General features: G+C 38.2%; 19 protein-coding genes. 13 read left to right on the forward strand and 6 right to left on the reverse strand.

From position 1 onward, the window contains the following. The first annotated feature begins 19 nt into the window (after positions 1-19). The 6 genes from deoC (at position 20) to G6554_RS14605 (ending at position 7,944) form a co-directional block, all read left to right on the forward strand. Entirely contained in the window at positions 20-694 is a 675-nt protein-coding gene (gene deoC / locus G6554_RS14580) for a deoxyribose-phosphate aldolase (RefSeq protein WP_166243085.1), read from the forward strand. A 135-nt stretch (positions 695-829) separates the two neighbouring features. Then, the gene (locus G6554_RS14585) at positions 830-1,342 is read left to right on the forward strand and encodes a DUF3189 family protein (RefSeq protein WP_166243087.1); all 513 of its coding nucleotides are present in this window, start codon (positions 830-832) and stop codon (positions 1,340-1,342) included. Between the two features lie 19 nt (positions 1,343-1,361). After that, positions 1,362-2,165, forward strand: coding sequence for a pyrroline-5-carboxylate reductase (gene proC / locus G6554_RS14590; RefSeq protein ID WP_166243089.1), 804 nt, complete (start codon positions 1,362-1,364; stop codon positions 2,163-2,165). Between the two features lie 68 nt (positions 2,166-2,233). Continuing rightward, positions 2,234-3,292 (forward strand): HEAT repeat domain-containing protein, encoded by a 1,059-nt coding sequence (locus tag G6554_RS14595; protein ID WP_166243091.1) that lies wholly within the window; start codon positions 2,234-2,236, stop codon positions 3,290-3,292. 3 nt (positions 3,293-3,295) lie between these two features. Continuing rightward, positions 3,296-4,708: a glycosyltransferase family 2 protein gene (locus G6554_RS14600; protein ID WP_166243093.1), complete on the forward strand. Its 1,413-nt coding sequence runs from the start codon at positions 3,296-3,298 to the stop codon at positions 4,706-4,708. After that, positions 4,705-7,944, forward strand: a complete 3,240-nt coding sequence (locus tag G6554_RS14605) for a hypothetical protein (RefSeq protein WP_166243095.1) — start codon at positions 4,705-4,707, stop codon at positions 7,942-7,944. Before G6554_RS14600 ends, G6554_RS14605 begins: the two co-directional genes overlap by 4 nt. A 61-nt stretch (positions 7,945-8,005) precedes the next feature. Here the strand turns inward: G6554_RS14605 and G6554_RS14610 are convergent, their stop codons facing one another. Both G6554_RS14610 and G6554_RS14615 read right to left on the reverse strand, forming a co-directional pair. Then, positions 8,006-9,007, reverse strand: coding sequence for an inorganic phosphate transporter (locus G6554_RS14610; protein ID WP_166243097.1), 1,002 nt, complete (start codon positions 9,005-9,007; stop codon positions 8,006-8,008). Between the two features lie 11 nt (positions 9,008-9,018). Further along, the gene (locus G6554_RS14615) at positions 9,019-9,636 is read right to left on the reverse strand and encodes a DUF47 domain-containing protein (RefSeq protein WP_166243099.1); all 618 of its coding nucleotides are present in this window, start codon (positions 9,634-9,636) and stop codon (positions 9,019-9,021) included. A 360-nt stretch (positions 9,637-9,996) separates the two neighbouring features. Here G6554_RS14615 and G6554_RS14620 point away from each other — a divergent pair, with 360 nt between their 5' ends. Continuing rightward, positions 9,997-10,251 (forward strand): GlsB/YeaQ/YmgE family stress response membrane protein, encoded by a 255-nt coding sequence (locus G6554_RS14620; RefSeq protein ID WP_166243101.1) that lies wholly within the window; start codon positions 9,997-9,999, stop codon positions 10,249-10,251. A 57-nt stretch (positions 10,252-10,308) separates the two neighbouring features. Here the strand turns inward: G6554_RS14620 and G6554_RS14625 are convergent, their stop codons facing one another. Then, positions 10,309-11,253 (reverse strand): RluA family pseudouridine synthase, encoded by a 945-nt coding sequence (locus tag G6554_RS14625; RefSeq protein ID WP_347564313.1) that lies wholly within the window; start codon positions 11,251-11,253, stop codon positions 10,309-10,311. 88 nt (positions 11,254-11,341) lie between these two features. Between G6554_RS14625 and G6554_RS14630 the strand changes: the two genes are divergently transcribed. The 3 genes from G6554_RS14630 to G6554_RS14640 all read left to right on the forward strand — a co-directional run bounded on the left by G6554_RS14630 (position 11,342) and on the right by G6554_RS14640 (position 14,440). Continuing rightward, positions 11,342-11,728 carry a DUF5365 family protein gene (locus tag G6554_RS14630; protein WP_166243105.1) on the forward strand — a complete coding sequence of 129 codons (387 nt, stop codon included), beginning with the start codon at positions 11,342-11,344 and terminating at the stop codon, positions 11,726-11,728. 202 nt (positions 11,729-11,930) lie between these two features. After that, positions 11,931-13,673: a phospho-sugar mutase gene (locus G6554_RS14635; protein WP_166243107.1), complete on the forward strand. Its 1,743-nt coding sequence runs from the start codon at positions 11,931-11,933 to the stop codon at positions 13,671-13,673. Between the two features lie 44 nt (positions 13,674-13,717). Continuing rightward, positions 13,718-14,440 carry an SDR family NAD(P)-dependent oxidoreductase gene (locus G6554_RS14640; RefSeq protein WP_166243109.1) on the forward strand — a complete coding sequence of 241 codons (723 nt, stop codon included), beginning with the start codon at positions 13,718-13,720 and terminating at the stop codon, positions 14,438-14,440. 98 nt (positions 14,441-14,538) lie between these two features. On the opposite strand, the gene G6554_RS14645 is transcribed toward G6554_RS14640, so the two are convergent. After that, positions 14,539-14,793, reverse strand: a complete 255-nt coding sequence (locus G6554_RS14645; protein WP_166243111.1) for a YhdB family protein — start codon at positions 14,791-14,793, stop codon at positions 14,539-14,541. Positions 14,794-15,068: 275 nt separating this feature from the next. Here G6554_RS14645 and G6554_RS14650 point away from each other — a divergent pair, with 275 nt between their 5' ends. Then, positions 15,069-16,484 carry a SpoVR family protein gene (locus tag G6554_RS14650; protein WP_166243113.1) on the forward strand — a complete coding sequence of 472 codons (1,416 nt, stop codon included), beginning with the start codon at positions 15,069-15,071 and terminating at the stop codon, positions 16,482-16,484. A 93-nt stretch (positions 16,485-16,577) separates the two neighbouring features. Here the strand turns inward: G6554_RS14650 and ald are convergent, their stop codons facing one another. Continuing rightward, complete coding sequence (gene ald, locus G6554_RS14655; RefSeq protein ID WP_166243115.1) at positions 16,578-17,711, reverse strand: alanine dehydrogenase; 1,134 nt, start codon at positions 17,709-17,711, stop codon at positions 16,578-16,580. A gap of 127 nt (positions 17,712-17,838) precedes the next feature. Next, positions 17,839-19,077, reverse strand: a complete 1,239-nt coding sequence (locus G6554_RS14660) for a PucR family transcriptional regulator (protein WP_166243117.1) — start codon at positions 19,075-19,077, stop codon at positions 17,839-17,841. 380 nt (positions 19,078-19,457) lie between these two features. Here G6554_RS14660 and G6554_RS14665 point away from each other — a divergent pair, with 380 nt between their 5' ends. Then, entirely contained in the window at positions 19,458-20,858 is a 1,401-nt protein-coding gene (locus G6554_RS14665) for an amino acid permease (RefSeq protein WP_166243120.1), read from the forward strand. Between the two features lie 131 nt (positions 20,859-20,989). Next, positions 20,990-21,796, forward strand: coding sequence for a 5'-nucleotidase, lipoprotein e(P4) family (locus tag G6554_RS14670; protein WP_481747924.1), 807 nt, complete (start codon positions 20,990-20,992; stop codon positions 21,794-21,796). Positions 21,797-22,154 lie beyond the last annotated feature (358 nt).

The following is a 22,154-nucleotide window of genomic DNA, read 5'->3' on the forward strand; positions in this document are numbered from 1 at the left end:
TAAATAGGAAGGTGTAAAAATGTCTCAAAATGTTGTTAGAATGATCGATCATACCTTATTAAAAGCTGATGCAACACGTGAAGAAATCATTAAAATTGTCGAGGAAGCAAAAAAGTATTTATTTGCGTCAGTGTGTGTAAACCCAACTTGGGTTAAAACAGCTGCTGACATGCTTGCAGATACTAATGAAGTAAAAGTTTGTACTGTAATTGGTTTCCCTCTAGGTGCCTCAACAACTGAAACAAAGGCTTTTGAAACAAAAAATGCCATTGAAAATGGCGCAAATGAAATTGATATGGTCATCAACATAGCGGCCCTAAAAGATGGCCAGGACGAATTGGTTGAAAAAGATATCCGCGCTGTTGTCGAAGCTGCAAAGGGAAAGGCAATTGTAAAGGTAATCATCGAAACGTGCTTATTAACGAATGAAGAAAAAGTAAGAGCATGTGAGCTTTCTGTAAAAGCAGGAGCAAATTTTGTCAAAACATCTACAGGTTTTTCGACTGGAGGAGCAACAGTCGAGGATATCCGCTTAATGCGTCAAACAGTCGGCCCTGAGATAGGTGTGAAGGCATCCGGCGGTGTCCGCAGCCGTGAAGATGCAGTTGCGATGGTTGAGGCAGGAGCTACCCGGATTGGTGCCAGTTCCGGTGTTTCCATCGCCAAAGGTGAACTTTCAGACAGTAACTATTAAGAATATAAATTGAGCAAAAATGGAGCTATTCTTACGAGTAGCTTCTTTTTTGCTCTTAACAGTAAAATTCATCCCAGAATTGAAGAAAGTGTATAAGTACATACTATAAATATAGAAAATAAAAGGGATGAGAGCATGATTTATATTTATAATGATTATGGAGGAACACATACTACATCACTAGCCGCTGCGTACCATTTAAAACAACTTCCTCAATCAGAGCGGAAACTTTCAAGGGAGGAAATATTAAATGTGAATTTCTTTAATAAATTAACAAAGGAAGACTTCGGAAAACTAATCCTTCACGGTGTTGATGATGAAAGTAATCCAGTGTATACGATCGGGCGCAAAAGGAATAAATATGTTGTTCCGGCATTAAAAGAAATGAGTTTACTGCTTCAGGAAAAGTTTAAATTCGATGAAAAGATTGTCTTTTCAAATACCTCACCGACCGTTCCCTTTGCCATGTCAATGGGGGGATTCTTCTCAAGGGGGTTAAAAATTGACGTAATTGGGGTTCCGTTATTAGTGATAGGCGCCAAACAATGCTGCGATAATATTTATCGCTTGGTTGAAAATACGAAAGAAGTGGGAAGGACCACTTTTTCAGAAAATGTGATTATCTTAGATAATAAAATGTATAAGTAAAGAAAAGGTGTTGAAGAGTATGGAGAAAAAGATAGGTTTTATTGGGGCGGGGAAAATGGCTCAAGCCATGATTGCGGGAATGGTTCATTCTGGTATCATCCCTCGGGAAAATATTATGGCAAGTTCTGCTACAAAAACAACTGTTGATAAAGTTGAAGCGAAGTATGGCATTTCCACATCGTTACATAACGTTGACGTTGCAAGATATGCTGACATTCTTATTCTTGCGGTGAAACCAGATCTTCATCCATCCGTCATTAATGAAATAAAAATGAATATGAAACAGCATGTCATCATTGTTACGATTGCTGCTGGAATTACATTAGGTAATCTTGAACAGTTATTTGGTTACCAAATAAAAGCAGTCCGGACGATGCCAAATACGCCATCATTGGTGGGGGAAGGTATGAGTGTTATCTGTGGAAATCATTACATATGTGAACATGAACTTGCTGAGGTGGAAGTTTTGTTCAGTTGTTTTGGGAAAACGGAGCGTCTTGAGGAAAAGGTCATGGATGCCGTTCCATCCATAAGTGGTTCTTCCCCAGCATATGTTTACATGTTAATCGAAGCAATGGCAGATGGTGGTGTACGTCAGGGAATACCAAGAGATAAAGCGTATCGGCTGGCAGCACAGGCTGTTTTAGGGGCTGCTAAAATGGTACTTGAAACAGAATTACATCCTGGGGAACTAAAAGACCAGGTTTGTACGCCTGGGGGAGCCACGATAGAGGCAGTGGCAACGCTGGAAAAGGAGTATTTTCGGGGAACCATCCTGGCAGCAATGGAGAGTTGTTCTAAAAAAGTAACAACACTTACTTAGTATTAAGAATTTTGGATCCCTTAAATTGGATCCTCTTTTTATATAGTAATTATTGAAGGGTGTAGTTTATGGACAGTCATACGCCTTATCTACATGAAAATGAGTTATTTATCCTTTTGAATATGACCATCGTAATAGTAACAATATTGGTCATGTTATTAGTATACCTCCTTATTCGAAAATCCCATGATAGTAAGAAAAGGAAGAAAATTGAATACTATAAAGAAAAATACAATCCCCACATTTTTCAATTGGTGACCGATGGAATCTCTTCATGTGAACTGTGGCCGGAAACAGCCATCCAGCAAAAGGCCATCGAAAAGCTGTTGAGTAGTTATTTAAAAGTAGTAGAGGGTGATGTAGAAAAGAACCGATTATCGGAACTAGCTGCCATGTATTTAACGGAAAATTATCGTAAGCGGCTTAAGAGTAAAAAGTGGAGTACACGTATGAATACTCTGTACTATATTGAGGGCTTCAATATGATTTCCCTGTTAAATGATGTGAATAGATTATTGAAATATAAACGGCTTTCCCATGAAGAATTGGTCCATATTTTAAGAATCCTTGCCATGTTTCAATTTAACCCACTATTTCATTTGCTTACCAACCACTATCAGTATCTAACTGAATATGATTATCGTCATATCTTGATTCGTTTACAAAATCAACAATTTCAACAGTTTATAGATTATTTCCACCAGACAGATTCTACCTTACAGAAAGCCGTTCTTGAAGTCATTGGGTTAAAGAGGGAGACCAATTACCTTTCCTTCCTAGAAAATATTATTTTCAGCTACTGTGGTGAAATAAAACTACGGGCCCTAAAGGCATTAGCAGAAATCGGCTTTGTGGAAGATATTAATCCTTATTTAGATATTCTCCATTCTACAATATGGCAGGAACGGATGCTTGCTGCAAAACTAATGGGGTCAGTTAAAGAAGAAAAAGCCATGCCCAGATTAATCGAGCTTTTACACGATCAAACATGGTGGGTTCGTTCTCAAGCGGGCCAATCAATCTGTCAATTTGGAAACGGGAAAGATATTCTTCGAACAGTTTTAGAAACATCAAAGGATCCTTTTGCAAAAGACATGGCCTGGGAATGGCTCCATAAAGGGGTATGAACAATGCATTTTATTCACTGGAGCGACATTGTTACGGCTTTTGCTTCATTTATTGCCGGTTACATGGTACTAGTCATTATCTTTTACACCGTTTTTTTGTTTATTTCCATGATTCAACTTCGTAAGGAATACCAACTTGATCGAATACAGGTCTACGATGATTACTTGGAAGGAATCTACACCAAACCTGTTTCGATTATCGTCCCTGCCTTTAATGAAGAAGCTGGTATTGTCCATAGTGTACGTTCCTTATTACGTGTGAATTACCCAATATTTGAAGTCATTGTCGTGAACGATGGCTCCACCGACCACACTCTCAAAAAAATGATTGATCACTATGATATGAAAGAGATCCAAAAGGTTGTTCGCATACAAATTAGCACCAAAGCAATCGGAAAGATTTATCAATCCGCCAGATTTGCGAACCTATTTTTTATTGATAAAGAGAACGGAGGAAAAGCAGATGCGCTTAATGTGGGCCTGAATTTTTCCCATTATCCGTATTTTTGTTCTTTAGATGGTGATTCTGTTCTTGAACAGGATGCTTTTTTAAAGGTGATGAAGCCGATTATCGACTCTAATGAGGAAGTGATTGCTTCCGGAGGAAGTATACGAATTGCGAATGGTTGTCATATTCAAAATGGGCGAATTGAAAAAATTGGGTTATCAGATAAACCATTAGTTGTTATGCAAATCATTGAGTATTTACGAGCTTTTTTAATGGGAAGGATTGGTCTTAGCAGGCATAATCTACTGCTCATTATCTCTGGTGCCTTTGGGGTCTTTTCAAAGAATTGGGTGATTGCTGCCGGCGGGTACCGAACCGATACGGTTGGGGAGGATATGGAATTAGTGGTGAGAATGCACCGGATATTGAGAGAAAAAGGTGAAAAGAAGAAAATTGTCTATGTTCCTGACCCTGTATGTTGGACAGAAGTTCCGGAAGACATGAAATTTTTAAGAAGACAGAGGAGACGATGGCATCGAGGGCTATTTGAAAGTTTATGGATTCATAAAAAAGTAAGCTTTAATCCAAGATACGGTTCAATTGGACTACTGGCCTTTCCCTACTTTTGGATTGTGGAGTTCTTGGGGCCAATTATTGAATTATCCGGCTATATTTTTATGGTTCTCTGTTTTGTTCTCGGGGGAATTTACATAGAATTTGCTATTTTATTATTTCTATTATCCTGTTTATACGGATCGATTTTTTCGATGGCAGCAGTACTTTTAGAAGAATGGAGTTTGACGAAATATCCCAAGGTTACAGATATCCTTAAGTTATTCCTTTATTCCTTGACAGAAACTTTATGGTACCGACCGCTAACTGTATTTTGGCGCTGTGAAGGAGTATGGCAGATGCTAAAAGGGGATAAAAGCTGGGGAGAAATGAAAAGAAAAGGTGTTTCGGAATGAAAAGACAAACCAACCTATGGATCTATTCGGTATTCCTCATCCTATTTTTGACGAGCCCCTTTTGGTTATGGAAGATTCAGCCTTCAAAAAAATTAAACGTGTTAATCGTGGATAAAACAGTACCCACTCAATCCTTCCGGGAACATAAAGGACTTGTGTGGATATTAAACAACGCAAAATACTATAAAAATGGGACAACCCCATATTCAGTAAAAAATGATTATAAAGGCTTTAAACCGCAAAATGGACAGGAATATACGATTACACCCCTACCAAGAGATTTAAAACCGTTTGATGTGATCTATTTAACTGATCAATATGGCGTATATAAAGAGGACATTAATCGTAGGAATACTGAAGGCAAACATTCAAAAAAAGTTTATGGCGGGCTTACATCCAGTGAAGTTAATAAAATTGAAAGGGCACTAATCGAATCAAAAGGTAAGACATTAATCGCAGAATTTAATACGTTTGCAAGTCCCACTTCAGAAAAGGCCAAGGAGGAAATCTCCAATTTACTTAATGTTGAATGGTCTGGCTGGATTGGCCGCTATTTTTCAGATCTTTCGAATTCTGAAGTGCCAGAGTGGATCAAAGCGAACTATCGGAAACAAAATATGAAGTGGGGCTTTGATGGAGAAGGTTTTGTTTTTATAGGTAGAAATAATTATGTAGTGGTTATCGGAAAAGAGGAGGTTAAGGATACAGGGCTTCTGTTTGAAGTATCAAAAAAGGGGAAGAAATATTTTACCGATGAAATCAAGGGGAAATATCCGTATTGGTTCGATATTATCGAGGCAAGAGATAAGAATGAAATTTTGGCTGCTTACCGTTTGCCGATTTCACATGCTGCAGTGAAAAGGCTTGAAGGATACGGGATTCCCGCCAGCTTCCCGGCAGTCATTTATCACCAAAATACGAAATTCTCATCCTATTATTTTTCCGGTGATTATGCGGATGAAGCGGAAGTGCCGAGAATGTATCAAACAAAAGGTTTTGATACATGGAAAAGAAAACTTGGTGCAAAAGATTCTTTTTACTGGCAGACATATGTACCGATGATGAAAGATATTTTACATCATGGGCTAAGGCAAGTAAAATCACAGGAAAAGATAGGACTAGTTGAACAAAACGGGGTTAAGACAAATAGCAAAACCGGAAATACGTATATTCAAATTCAAAGAGGTGGAAAGTGGCAGGACTATCTTATCAAGGGTGTGAATATGGGGATTAGCAAACCAGGTTATTTTCCTGGCGAAACAGCCATAACGAAGGAAGAGTATTTTCGCTGGTTTAAAGCAATTGGAGCCATGAATGCAAATGCTTTAAGAATTTATACGCTTCATCCGCCACAATTCTACGAAGCATTTTATCTCTATAATCAAATCGCTGAACAGCCCTTATATTTATTTCATGGGACATGGGTCAGTGAAGAGAATTTGACACAGACCCAGGATGCCTTTGCCCGGATAAATGTAGATGACGCTAAGCTGGAAATAAGAAATATGATTGATATTATTCATGGTAATTCCAATTTGGCCGAACGCCCCGGACATGCAGCAGGCACTTATCAATACGATATCTCCAAATATGTCCTTGGAATGATCATAGGAACGGAATGGGATCCAGAGATGGTGAAGAATACAAATACCGTCCATGCCGGAATAGCCCAATATAAGGGCAATTATTTTAAAACGGAAAATGCAAGCCCATTTGAGGTTTGGCTTGCTGGGCTTATGGACTATGCCGCTGCCTACGAAGCAAAGCAATATTCCTGGCAGCATTCGCTCAGCTTTACGAATTGGGTGACCACCGATATATTGCATCATCCCGCGGAACCACTTGAGAAGGAAGATATGGTTTCAATTAATCCGAATCATATTAAAATCTCTCAATCCTTCCATGCTGGGATGTTTGCTTCGTACCACATCTATCCTTACTACCCGGATTTTATGAACTTTGAGCAAAAGTATCTTGATTATGTAGATAGAAAAGGAAAGAAAAATAATTATGAAGGGTACCTTCATGAGTTTCGTCCTGCACATCAAATGCCAGTTTTAGTTGCTGAATTTGGCGTGCCATCATCAAGGGGGTTAACACATAAAAATCCGTTTGGAATGAATCAGGGCTTTCATTCAGAGAAAGAGCAGGGGGAAATTAATAGCCGTTTATACCAATCAATCGTAACGGAGGGGTATGCGGGCGGGCTAGTTTTTACATGGCAGGATGAATGGTTTAAACGTACCTGGAATACGATGGATTTCGATAATCCCGACCGCAGGCCCTATTGGAATAACCAGCAAACAAATGAGCAGCATTTTGGTTTGCTTAGTTTCGAACCAGGAAAAAGGGCATCAGGGATAGTTGTGGATGGCACAGCCTCAGATTGGGACATGGCTGCAGTAAAAAAGGGCTATTGGACGACGGATAAAAAGAAGGATGTAAAGGAAGTTCGTTTCACATCGGACAGCGGGTATTTTTATTTTTTAGTTACCTATAATCGTCCCGTGAATTTGTCTAAACAAGGAGTTTTCTTACTCCTGGATACTGCCCCGAATCAGGGACAAACCAAGATTTCTTTAAATGAGCATACAAAGGTTGAAACGGATTATGGTGTAGATTTTTTTGTCAAATTAGCAGGAGCAGGGGAGTCTAGGATAGTGGTCGATAGTTATTATGATACATTCTATTACCAATATGCAAGAATTTTACACATGATTCCGGAAGTGCCAAATGCCGCTCAAAAAGACAATGGAGTATTTCATCCCATCCGTTTGGCACTTAATAAACAATTAATCATTCCTTCTACTGCAACAGTTATCCCCTTTCAGGATTATGAAACGGGTGTCATGAGGTTTGGAAATGCCAATCCAAAAAGTAAAATGTTTGATTCTTTAACGGATATAAGTATTGGTAGCAATAAAAAGGTGATCGAAGGAAGGATTCCATGGCAGCTTTTGAATGTTAGAGACCCTAGCTCAAAGGAAGTGATCGGCGACATTTGGGAAAACGGCATATCAGCCTGTGTGGAAACAACCGGTATCCGCGTTGCCATTGTTACAACAAAAGCAGGCAAGGTGCAACAATCATTTCCAACAGCGGTTAACGGCAGGTTTCAGCAAAATGCTACCTATATTTACAGCTGGAATGGCTGGGATATTCCCATATACTATGAACGCTTGAAGAAATCTTATGACATAATGGCGGAAACATTCCGAACATCCATAATAAAATAGAAAAATAAGCAACAAAAGAACCAGATACAAATAATAATCTGGTTCTTTTGTTGCTTACATATTAAAAGATAAGATTTAGAATAAGGTAAAGGAACGCAGCGATTAATGCCGAAATCGGAAGGGTAATGACCCAGGTGATAAGCATACGCTGGGCTGTATCCCACTTAACCCCTTTAAGCCGGTGTGCAGAACCAACCCCCAGGATTCCCGATGAGATAACATGTGTCGTACTTACCGGAAGGTGAATTAAGCTTGCACCAAAAATAATCCCGGCGCCAGTTAAATCAGCGGCCACTCCGTTAATTGGACGTATTTTCATTATTTTCCCGCCGACGGTTTTAATGATTTTCCATCCGCCAATTGACGTACCTAATCCCATCGCGGTAGCACAGGATATTTGAACCCAAAGAGGAACATCCGCATCTTTAGGGAGATACTCATTTGCAATTAGAGCCATGGTGATAATCCCCATGGATTTCTGCGCATCATTCGTTCCGTGGGAATAGGATTGCAATGCAGCCGTGGCTATCTGAATAAAACGGAAATTTCGATTCGTCTTTGTTAAATTAAAATTCTTAAATGCCACTTTGAAAATACTGTAAATTATATAACCAACTACAAAAGCGATAATAGGTGAAAGTATAAGTGCTTCAATAATTTTAGTAAATCCACCATAGTTGAGAACACCAAAACCACTAGCGGCGATAGCTGCCCCGGCAATCGATCCAATCAGCGCATGTGAAGAACTGCTTGGAATTCCAAAATACCAGGTAAGTAAATTCCAGATGACGGCCGATAATAACGCGGCCAAAATAACAACAGAGCCATTGGTAAGATCGAATGGATTAACAATATCCTTTGAAATTGTTTTTGCCACTCCGGTAAATGTCATCGCTCCAACAAAATTCATAATGGCTGCTAACAAAATGGCATGACGTGGTTTTAGTGCTTTCGTTGAAACAGATGTTGCGATTGCATTAGCAGTATCATGGAACCCATTAATAAAGTCAAATGCAAGGGCACATATTACGATTGCTATCGTTAGTATGAATAAAAGGCTCATTTTTTTGCTCCTTAGGCATTTTTCATGATAATGGTTTCAAGCGTGTTTGCGACAGTTTGGCAGTAGTCAGCAATATCTTCAAGATTTTCGTAAATTTCTTTATATTGAATAATCCGGATTGGGTCTTTTTCAACCGTAAATAAATGTTTAATCGATTGACGCAGAATATTATCGCAATTCGATTCGTAATCCTTTATTTTAATGGCATGTTCTCTAATTTGTTGCAGTTTTTTATTCGATAATAATTCAACGGCCTTATCGATTTCATGAACACTTCCCTGTATGGCCGAAACGAACTGGAGCATAAAATCATCTGCTTGGGTAATGGAATACATTTCAAATAATGCAGAAGTAGCTTCAAGGCCGTCGATTACATCATCCATGCTCATCGCAAGGTGTAAAATATCTTCACGTTCAATAGGTGTGATAAAAGCATCATTTAGTTCTTTTATTACTTCATGAACAAATGTATCCCCTTGGGTTTCATATTCCTTCATTTTCTCGGAAAAGATTTTTAAATCACTAATGTTATTCAATTTATATTCTGTGAAAAAATCTACTCCTTCATCTAAATTGGCAGAAATTTTACGTAAAAGAGCTGAGAATTTATCCACTTTCTTAAATGCCATTGATGTTACCCCCATTTTTATCATCCATAGTTATGAATCAACTCAATAAGTTTATATGAAAAATGTCGAAAAAAGTATTATATAGCAGTGAAATTTACAAAAACTTAACATTAGAATCTTCAGAATTTTCCTCTTTGTTAGATGCACTTCCTTACTTTTACCTAGAATCATGAATTTATGTAAATGGTTTACGCTGATACCAAAACCAGATTAATTATTTCCGGTTTATATTTTTTTATGAGTAAAAATATAAAATGGGGGTAATTTAACTATACAGGCAGCATGAAAAAATTCTTTCCACTACTGCCTGAGCTTTATGCTAATAAATGAAAGATGAATACTAAAAAGGAGTGTTCTATAATGAGTTTCATTTGGGCATTAATAGTCGGTGGAATTATTGGCTGGTTAGCAGGTCTTATCGTTGGCAGGAATATTCCTGGTGGCATTATTGGTAATATCATAGCTGGATTTGTTGGTGCATGGCTGGGAACAGCGGTATTAGGTAATTGGGGGCCGCATGTGTCCGATTTTGCCATTATCCCGGCAATCATCGGTTCTGCTGTGTTGGTTCTACTGCTAAGCTTCATTATGAGGGCCTTTAGAAAAGCTGATTAATTAACCACATAAAACTTAGATGTAAAAAGCCTCCCAATTGCGGGAGGCTTTTGCTGTTTAGATTGAATAAATATCGATCTGTTTAAAGATATCTAATGAATCAGTCACAGGTGCATGACATATCACTTTTTCTTTCGTTAAAGGGTGACTAAATTCAAGTTTGGCGGCATGTAATGCTTGCCTTTTCGTTAAGGGCTTTCCGCCATATTCGATATCGCCCACTATGGAATGCCCTATATGACTTAAATGTACCCTTATCTGATGGGTTCTTCCTGTCTCAAGCCAGCATTTTACATAGGAAAGCTGTTTGTTTTTATCTTCTTTTACCAATTGAAAATGGGTAGTAGCTTCCTGACCGGATGGTGAAACTCTTCGTTTCGTTGCATGATGGCGATCACGGCCAATTGGCAGATGGATTGTCCCCTTTTTTTGCTGGAACAGTCCATGTACGGCAGCAATATAGGTTCGTTTTATATGACGCTTTTCTAGCATATTGTCTAATATTGCGCCAGCTAACGGATGCTTTGCCAACAGGATAGCACCAGTAGTATCCCGGTCTAAACGATGAATTTGCCGGATATTCCGACATTCTCCTTTAGATTGGAGATAGAAGGAAGCTGCGTTCATAAGTGTGTTGGTCTCCACTAAAGGATTATTTGGATGAGTGTTCATGTATGCCGGCTTGTTAATCACCAAAACATGATCATCTTCAAATAAGATGTCAATATCATGGAAAGTCGGGATTATTTGCGGTTCCTCATCTACAAAAAGTTTTACGAGCAGTGTTGACCCTGTTTTAAGAGGCAAATGCCAGTTAGCACGACTACCATCTACCAAAACCTTATTCTCCATTCGAAAAAGATGTGTTAATTTTTTGGGTGCTTCCCAATAGTGACGAAAAACCCAGTCAACTGTTTTGCTGTCCCACTCTTCTGGGACCATAATATGGAGCCATTCTCCCTTACGTACCGTTTTAAACATATTATCTCCTTCGTCATCCACTAATTACCACCGTAAATACCCCGGCAGTTATGGTATTCTTATGATATAAAATTCGTCTGAAAAAAGCGATGGCAAAGGTGGGTTACAAGTGAAAATAGTATTTGCCTCGACACCAAGTCAAGAAGAAGAAATTAATGGACTGGTGAGGTATGTGTATTCAAATATTTTTCCCCTTTATTATAGTGATGAGGAAATTTGTGAATTTAAACAGTTAAAGGTTTTACGTACTCCTGAAGATTTTAACACATTAAAAGATGCCTTTCAGGTGATGACTTGTATTCAAACAATTATATCTATACTTGAATCTTCTCCACTTGATGAGCAATACGAAGCTGTTTTTGACAAAAACGTTGCAACTCTTCAAGAATTTGGATTGTTTTTTCCGTTTGAATTTCAACAATTTATTGATGTAAAAAGAATGAAAAATACCATGCTTAGTATATTTACAAAGGCTGATAATGAATTGATTATTTAGGAAAGAGGGAAAGCCTGTAATTTTTGCAGGCTTTTTTTTAGTTTTACTCTTATGGAAGTAAATTTAAGGTATGATAGAATGTGATTGTATTCACCTGCTTCATAGCAAAAATTGTCGGCTTATTTTGCATACGTTTTGCAGGAGTAACGAGCAAGAACTTAGAAACAATACATAATAAAACAGAAATTGGAGGAGACACCATATGAATTGGAAAGTAATTGCAAATAGCTGGATTGATTTTGACGGATTGGATCTAGAATTAAAGAATCAATTAGAAACATTGAAGAATGATGAAAAGCAATTAGAAGATTCTTTTTACAAGAACTTAGAATTTGGAACGGGTGGAATGCGCGGTGAAATCGGTGTTGGGACAAACCGAATGAATTTGTATACCGTACGTAAAGCATCAGCCGGCTTAGCAGATTACATAGTAGAACATGGTGAAGAAGCAAAAAAACGTGGTGTTGTCATTGCATATGATTCGCGTCATAAATCCCCGGAATTCGCATTGGAGGCGGCAAGGACACTCGCAACAAAGGGTATTCAAACGTATGTGTTTGATGAACTTAGACCAACTCCGGAGCTCTCGTTTGCCTTACGAACCTTAAATGCCTTTTCTGGTATTGTCATTACTGCCAGCCATAATCCACCTGAATATAATGGATATAAAGTATATGGATCTGATGGTGGTCAGCTTCCTCCAGATGCAGCTGATGAAGTCATTGCAAAAGTAAACAATATCGAAAATGAATTATTAATAAAGGTTGATAGTGAGGACCAATTAAGAGGATCAGGGCTAATTAAGACGATTGGTTCAGAAATTGATCAAGCATACATTGAAAAGTTAAAAACGATTTCCGAGAATCCGGGACTCTCGGAAGAAACAGATATTAAGATTGTTTTCACTCCTTTACATGGTACGGCAAATAAACCTGTTCGTGCCGCACTTGCTGCCTTGGGTTATAAAAATGTAACAGTTGTAAAAGAGCAAGAACAGCCGGATCCGGAATTTTCAACTGTGAAAAGTCCAAATCCAGAAGAACATGCTGCCTTCGAATTAGCTATTCGTGATGGAAAAAAGGTAGGGGCAGACCTTTTAATTGCGACTGATCCAGACGCCGATCGATTAGGGATTGCTGTTTTAAATCATGAAGGTGAATATGTTGTTCTCACAGGAAATCAAACAGGGGCATTATTACTTGACTATTTGCTTACCCAGAAGAAGGAAAAAGGAACATTGCCACAAAATGGCGTTGTATTAAAAACAATTGTTACCTCTGAAATAGGGCGGAATATTGCTTCATCCTACCAATTAGAAACAGTTGATGTTTTAACAGGCTTTAAGTTTATTGCCGAAAAAATTGACCAATATGAAGCTACAGGTGACCATACTTTCCTATTTGGGTATGAGGAATCCTACGGCTATTTAATTGGTGATTTTGCCCGTGATAAGGACGCAGTCCAAGCGGCTTTGTTGGCAACAGAAGTATGCGCTTATTATAAAAAACAAGGCATGACCCTTTACGAAGGCTTGATTCAGGTATTTGAAAAATATGGATTTTATCGTGAAGGCCTTCGTTCCTTAACGCTAAAAGGAAAAGAAGGGTCAGAAATGATCCAGCGTCTTTTGACCTCATTCAGAAATGAATCATTTACAAACCTGGGTGAATTAAGTACATATGCTACTGAAGACTATCTAACAAGTACCCGCATAACACAAAATGGAGAAGAAAAAATTGATTTGCCTAAATCGAATGTTTTGAAATATATTTTTGAAGATGGTTCATGGGTATGTCTAAGACCATCGGGAACAGAACCAAAAGTAAAATTCTATTTTGGTGTAAGGTGTGATAGCCTTGCTGAAAGTATTTCAAAACTTCATACTGTTGAAAAGGACTTTATGGAACTAGTAGATAAAAAGGTGAAAGTAGTTCAACAAATGTAATAAATGATGTTCAATAACATCTCATCATGAAGGGATGATAAAAAGTGCTAAAAGAACAAGTTGCCATTGTAACGGGCGCATCGCGAGGTATAGGAAGAGAAATTGCAGTGAAACTTGCTGAGCAGGGAATGAAATTAACAATTGTAGGAAGTTCTTCGCAAGTTACCGAAACTGCTGATGAATTACTGAATATGGGTTATACCCATATTCTTCCTGTTCAAGCAGATGTTTCGAATGAAGCAGACATGCAAAATGTCGTTCGAAAAACAATTGAAACTTATGGAACAGTAGATGTTCTTGTAAATAATGCGGGTGTTGGCTTCTTTAAATTAACGGAAGAAGTAACCGTAGATGAGTGGAAGAAAATCTTTGAGGTGAATGTCCAAGGTGTGTTCCTGGCTACAAAGGCAGTCCTTCCACATATGAAGGAGCAGAAATCGGGCACGATTATTAACATTTCTTCGGATGTTGCCCGATATACCATACCGAATGGTGCGGCCTATACCGCAACAAAATATGCAGTGCAAGGTTTTTCCGGTTCAGTTGCTCAGGAAGTAAGGGAATATGGAATCCGCGTCGGTACAATCAATCCTGGTATGGTCGATACTTATTTCGCCGAATCAACACAAGGCCTTGCAGAGAAAAAGGATTGGCTCAAGGTGGAGGACATTGCTAATGCAGTCGTTTATATGGCTTCTGCTCCTAAGCACATGCTGATTGACGAAATCGTCTTACACCCATTTGTACAACAATATCCGATTGCATAACGGAAAACGGCTTCCAAGTGGGAAGCCGTTTTTTTGGTGGAATTCTTTTACCCGGTTGTAAAAAATTCACTCAAACAAATTCGGTATTCACTAAGTTTTCAGGAAAGACTATACAACGGTATCTCATTTGCATCAGGTTCAATGAATTCGTTAGCATGGTCGATGTAACGAAGGAGATTATAAAGTTTTGATTCAAGGACAGTGTAGTCCTTTTCGAAATTGTAGGCATGCAGGAATTGTTCTATCTTCTTAGATAAAAATTGATCTTTTGTTCGTACCATTAAAATCAATAAATTGTCCCACTCAGATCGGTGCGTATAGTATAACGCCCTGTCGTAATCCACTTTATTCATCTGTTTTCTCTCCTCCTCATTAGGAGTTGATGTTATTGTATGACAATCCGGAAATAACTCTCACAGAAAATGTTGGACACCCCGTGTTTACGCTGTTTTCAACATTTTCCTGTATAAATAAATAAAGAGTTGGGCTTATTTGTATCAGAGGAAGATTATGCCATCATCATTAACTTATTGTTTTAGGGAAAAATAGAAGTAGTTTATTCTATCTTGTTTCATCATTCCCGTCTTCCCTTCATACATTGTGGTAAGAGGAAAAGGGGGAGTGGCGAATGAATGTAGAAGGTCGCAAGCAGCTTGAATATGCCATCAGTGAGATTACGGAAATCGCAACCGGCTTTGGCTTGGATTTTTATCCGATGAGGTACGAAATTTGTCCCGCCGAAATTATTTATACCTTTGGGGCCTACGGGATGCCAACCCGATTTTCTCATTGGAGCTTTGGGAAGCAATTTCACAAAATGAAACTGCATTATGATTTAGGACTTAGTAAAATATATGAGCTTGTCATTAACTCAAACCCGTGTTATGCCTTCTTGCTGGACTCAAATTCTTTAATTCAAAACAAACTGATTGTTGCTCACGTATTGGCCCATTGTGATTTCTTTAAAAACAATGTCCGTTTCCAAAATACAAAACGAGATATGGTCGAAAGTATGGCAGCTACCGCAGACCGAATTCACCAATATGAAATTCAATATGGTAAAAAAGAAGTGGAGACTTTTCTAGATGCAGTCCTTGCGATTGATGAGCACATTGATCCATCATTGATGAGGCCGAAGCTTTCTTGGACGATTGGTGATTTTGAGGAAGACGAGGAGCAGGAGCATCAAGTAATCACACCATATGATGACCTATGGAAGCTTGACGATAAGGAAAAAAAGACAGAAGAGCAACCAAAGAAAAGGAAATTTCCACCTAGGCCAGAAAAGGACCTTTTGCTATTTATTGAAACCTACAGCAGAGAGCTTGAAGATTGGCAGCGGGATATCTTGACAATGATGCGGGAAGAAATGCTTTATTTCTGGCCTCAGCTTGAAACAAAAATCATGAATGAAGGCTGGGCTTCATTTTGGCACCAGCGGATTTTACGAGAAATGGATTTAACTAGCGGAGAATCCATTGAATTTGCTAAATTGAATGCCGGGGTTGTTCAACCATCCAAAACGGGAATAAACCCATATTATTTAGGCATTAAAATTTTTGAAGATATTGAAGAGCGGTATAACAATCCAACAGAGGAAATGAAGCGAAGGGGTGTTGAACCCGGTTCAGGAAGGGAAAAAATGTTTGAGGTACGTGAGGTCGAATCGGATATTTCTTTCCTCCGCAATTACTTAAATAAAGATCTGGTCATGAGAGAAGACATGTATCTTTTCCAAAAGCAAGGCCGGGATTATAAGGTAGTTGATAAGGAGTGGGAGCATATCCGTGATCAGCTCGTAAATATGCGAGTAAACGGTGGATTTCCCTATCTTACTGTCAATGATGGCGACTACTTGAAAAATGGGGAGTTGTATGTAAAACATTGGTATGAGGGAATCGAATTAGATGTTAAATACCTTGAAAAGGTGCTCCCTTATATCCAGCAACTGTGGGGCAGGCCAGTTCATATCGAAACGATGATTGAGGAAAGAAAAATGTTGTTTTCGTATGATGGGAAAGGGGTCCATAGGAAATATTTATAACTGACAATTGCGGATAGGGCACTGAAGCTTGATATAAAAAAGGGATGTCATCAATAGATTAAACCTATTGACGACATCCTTTTTTAATTTTTATTAAAGAGACGAAAGTTCTTTTTCTAAGGCATTTTCTACTGTTACATAATCGTAACCAAGATCTTTTGCTACCGCTTCGTAAGTGATTTCCCCATTTGCAACATTCACACCTAGTTTCAATGCAGCATTTTCAGAAATTGCTTTTACTGCACCTTTATTGGCAATTTGCAATGCATATGGAACTGTTACATTTGTTAAAGCAATGGTTGAAGTTCTTGGAACAGCTCCAGGCATATTGGCAACAGAATAATGAAGAACGCCATGTTTTTCAAATGTTGGGTTGTCATGTGTTGTGACATGATCTGAAGTTTCCACAATACCACCTTGGTCAATCGCTACATCGACAATTACTGAGCCAGGCTTCATTGACTTAACCATTTCTTCTGTTACAAGCTTCGGAGCTTTTGCACCTGGGATTAAGACAGCACCGATTAAAAGATCGGCTTCCGCAACTGCTTCTGCAATGTTGAATGGATTTGACATTAACGTTTTTACTTGATTTCCAAAAATATCATCTAGTTGACGAAGACGGTCTGCGCTCAAGTCAATGATCGTTACGTCTGCACCTAAGCCAATGGCCATTTTTGCAGCGTTAGTACCCACGATACCGCCGCCAATAATGGTTACTTTCCCGCGGTTTACCCCTGGTACACCAGCGAGCAGGATTCCTTGACCACCGTTATTCTTTTGTAAGAACTGTGCACCAATTTGGGCTGCCATTCGTCCAGCTACTTCGCTCATTGGTGTTAGTAGTGGAAGAGTTCTATTTGCTGAAACAGTTTCATAGGCGATAGCAAGAACACCTTTCTCTTTAAGTGCTTGTGCTAATGAAGGTTCTGCAGCAAGGTGTAAATAAGTAAATAAAATTAAACCTGGGCGGAAATATTGGTATTCACTTGAAAGTGGTTCTTTTACCTTCATAATCATCTCTGATTTTGTCCAAACTTGGTTAGCGCTTTCAAGAATTTCCGCACCAGCTTTTGCGTAATCGTTGTCAGTGAAACCGCTTCCAATTCCTGCCTCTTTTTCTACTAATACTTTATGACCAGCTTTTATTAATGAAACAACACCTGCAGGCGTAAGTGCTACGCGATTTTCATTATTTTTAATTTCTTTAGGTACCCCAATAAACATCTGTAATTCCTCCCTAATTAACTTTGTAATGTTTTGCTATGGCTAAAGTATAAAATGATTTCAACAGAAATTCTTTGTTAAGAAAGGAGAAATATTTTCATTGTTTTTGGGGATTTTCACAAAATGTTCAAATCCCCTGATATTTTTCCAGCTTTAAATCGAGATAAAGAATCATTTTTTGGTTGGGATCCTTGAAATTAACCTCTCCGATTTCGGCAATACGTTTTAAACGATAGTTTAATGTATTGGCATGGACATTTAATGCCCTAGCTGCATCATTAATGTTGTTATCTTGATTTAGAAACACCTCTAATGTTTCAACAAGATTACTATTATGCTTTTGGTCGTAGTCATGGAGTCGTTTTAATGAGTTATTTTCATATTCTTGATCTCGCCTTTTTTCTAAGATGACCTCGAATAATTGATAGATGCCAAGTCCTTGATAATTGAATATATCTTTTGTTTCTATTGGGAATTTTTCTTTAATCGACAGCACCTCCAATGTTTCTTTATAAGCTTTGCCGATTAATTGATAATCCTTATAAATACTGCTATATACTGGCGTGATATCGGTAATTCCGTACCGTTCATTCATTTTCCAAACAAAGCCTTGAGCAAAATGATCAAGCTCATGAAAGGGGTCATCGATATTTGCTGTAGAGACTAATAAAATAAGCTGATTACAATCAATGGTATAGAGCATAAATTTTATCCGTTGGCTGGTTTTTAACAGATAGGAGATGGACTGCTCCTCTTTACTTGTGATATTTTTCCGGAATTGATATACCACTACAGCAAAAGAGAGGGAAGGTGTGATTTGCAACGATTGGAAGTTTTCAAAAATCTCTTTTTCTCCCTTTAGATGGCCTGTTAAGAGTTTCCAAAAGAATTCTTGTGAATGCTCCTCTTTCTTATTTTTGCGCGTTTGCAACTGCAATAATTTATTTTTTACGGCATCTGCAGCCTTTTTTAGTAAATCCAACTCTTCATCAGATAATCTTTTATCGATTTCGATTGCCCAAATGAATCCTAATACCTCATCTTGCTTCCAGATAGAGATCGCCACGCGGTGGTTAAGACCAATATCATTCATATTCTTTACACGAATAGGTTCCTGGGTCTTTAGCAGTGCGGGAATGGTTCCTTCTTTCCATAATTGATTGATCACCTTCTCAGGCACCCTCCGACCGATAATCGTAGAAATTCTTGCTGGATCTGTGCGTTCATCATGTGTACTGTAGGCAAGAAGGCGATGGTTGGCATCCTCAATTGTAATTGGGCACATTAATACTTGACTAATGAGGTCAGCAAACTCATCTAAACTTTCAAACGAAGTTTTAAAGGGATCTTGTTGCTTAGCATTCAAACTGATTACCTCCACAATATATATAGGAACAAGGTTCGTCTACCTTTGAGTTGAACGAAAAAAAGTTGTCTTTGTCTAATTCTACAAAAAAATAATAAAAATTTCTCGTTTTTTAACAAAATAAGATTGTTCACAATAATGTTAAAATAATTTCATAAAAAGTTCAAAAGAGGAACAATTTGAGCTTTTCTTATTTGAAAGCGTTGTCAAAATATATAGGAGGTAGAAAAAGGCTTAGAGTTGCTATAGTATTAAAAGTATTATTTTTATATTAAGAAGGTGAATGGTGATCATTTACCCTTCTTACAATAATAGTGTGGATCCAGAACATTTGGGTAAATGGGAAATTGAAGTTTATTAATCAAAGGGGAGATTAATATATGAGCAACAATACTCAAGGGAAAGAACTTCATCGTGGTTTAGAGGAAAGACATATTGCTTTAATGTCATTAGGCGCTTGTATTGGGGTTGGATTATTTCTAGGCTCTGCCACAACCATTAAAATGGCAGGCCCAGGAATTCTAGTTGGGTATGCTGTTGCAGGTCTAATCATGTTTTTTATTATGAGAGCGCTTGGCGAAATGGCTATCCAAAAGCCTGTAGCTGGTTCTTTTAGTGCGTATGCCCGCGATTATTTAGGCCCACTTGCAGGATTTATCACGGGATGGAATTATTGGTTTTTATGGATTGTTACCTGTATGGCGGAAATTACTGCAATCGGGATTTATATGGAATATTGGTTCCCAACTGTTCCACGTTGGATTTGGGCACTAGCAGCATTAGTCATAATGGCAACTATCAACTTCCTAGCAGTTAAGGCGTATGGTGAATTAGAATTTTGGTTTGCATTAATTAAAATTGTAACGATCTTAGCAATGATTGCTGTGGGTGGTGCCATGATCTTCTTTGGATTTGGAAATGGCGGCATTGCTACAGGTATTTCCAACCTATGGGAACATGGTGGACTATTCCCACATGGAATGAAAGGTGTTTTATTATCTTTACAAATGGTTATGTTTGCCTATTTGGGATTAGAAATGATAGGGGTTACAGCAGGAGAGGTAAAAAACCCAGAAAAATCTCTTTCCCGAGCAATTGATACAGTCTTCTGGCGGATATTGATCTTTTATGTAGGTGCACTATTTGTGATTATGTCCATTTACCCTTGGGAGGAAATTGGAACAAAGGGTAGCCCATTTGTTTTAACATTTGAACAAATCGGTATTAAGGGCGCAGCAGGAATTATTAACTTTGTTGTTCTAACTGCCGCACTTTCATCATGTAATAGCGGTATTTTTAGTACCGCCCGGATGCTATTTAATTTAGCTGAGCATGGTGAGGCACCGCAACAATTTGGCAAAGTAACAAAGAGTGGAGTTCCCGGGAAAGCAGTCTTAGCATCTGCAGCCGTGTTATTAATTGGAGTCGTGTTAAATTACATTGTACCAGCGAAAGTATTTACCTGGTTATCAAGTATTGCCACGTTTGGTGCGATTTGGACATGGGGAGTCATCCTCCTATCGCAGCTTAAATATCGCAAAAGCCTGAAACCTGCAGAAGTGAAAACATTAAAATACAAGCTTCCCCTATATCCTTTCTCGTCCTACCTAGCCCTTGCATTTTTAGCTTTTGTAATTGGCATTATGGGCTATAGTACGGATACAAGAATAGCTGTTATTATTGGGCCGCTTTTCATCATCTTTTTGGTTGCGGTTTATTATATGAAAGGTTTCCATAAACGGGATTCAATTGAAACGGTAGAGAAAAAACAAGTTAGTTAAATCATTTCAGCATTTTCAAAAGCAGCGGGGGACAACTTGATTTGTACCTGCTGTTTTTTTTATTTTCTCTCTTAAGAGGTTATCTTTTTTCACATACTAAGAATGTATGAAAAAGGAGGTTTTCTATAATGTTGAAAATGGCACGTTGGGTAATGGCGTTAGGATTTTTACTATCGCTTACAAGTGCTCAGGTAAATGCGGAAACTAAGGGAAGAGCATCGGTTAATTTGTATGATCAAAATACGATGTCGGTTCTTTGGTACCAAAAATCAGCAGAAGCAAAGGCATTATACTACCAGGGATATTATATAGGAAAATTAAGATTGGATGAGATCTTAAGTAAATGGCCGAATAATAGTTTAAAGCCTGCGGTTGTTCTTGATATTGATGAGACAATTCTTGATAACAGCCCACATCTTGCATGGTATGTGCTACATGGAAAAGATAAACCATTTACGTGGAGGGAATGGTTTAGCAGGGGTAAAGCTACTGCCTTACCTGGAGCAGTTGAATTTTTACAGTATGCAGATTCTAAGGGGGTTGCGATTTATTACATATCCAACCGTAAAGAGGCGCAAAAAGAGGCGACAATGGAAAATTTACAAAGTGTTGGTGCGCCCCAAGTCGACCCAAATCATGTTTTATTAAAACAGCCTGGTGAAAAAGGCAAAGAAACTCGAAGGATGAAGGTTGCAAGGACACATGAAATTGTTTTATTTTTTGGTGACAACTTAAGTGACTATAGCGGCTTCGATCAATTATCAGTTTCCGGAAGGCTTCAAGCTGTTGAAAAATCTAAAGAAGAATTCGGTAAAAAGCTAATCGTGTTTCCTAACCCTATGTATGGGGATTGGGAAGGGGCAGTATATGATTATAATTACAAAAAAACGGATGAAGAAAAAGCGAAGTTGCGAAAGCAATACTTAGAAAATGACTAACGAAAAAACAACCGCTGCCGCCATTAATTTGTCGGTGGCGGTTTCACTTCTCAGGCTTAAAGGAATAATATTCTTGATTATCCCATATTTATCGTTGGACGAAGAATAATAATGAGAGTATAGTAGTTTTCATGAGTTTTTCTGACTTAGGAGGGCTAGTACACAAGGGCCAGATTCTTCATCTTTAATAATGATGGAAAACTTAAATCTATTACACTTTCATGCTTATAAAAGGCTAAATGGTAGGGTATTATTTGAAGTTATTTCCCAAAAAGGGAAATAAAATAGTTAAAAACAAGATTTAACCTTATTGATACAATTCAAAGAATTTTATTTAATAGTAGTTGTCTTTATTAGT

The sequence above is a fragment of the Bacillus sp. MM2020_4 genome, assembly GCF_011250555.1.
Classification (GTDB): domain Bacteria; phylum Bacillota; class Bacilli; order Bacillales; family Cytobacillaceae; genus Neobacillus.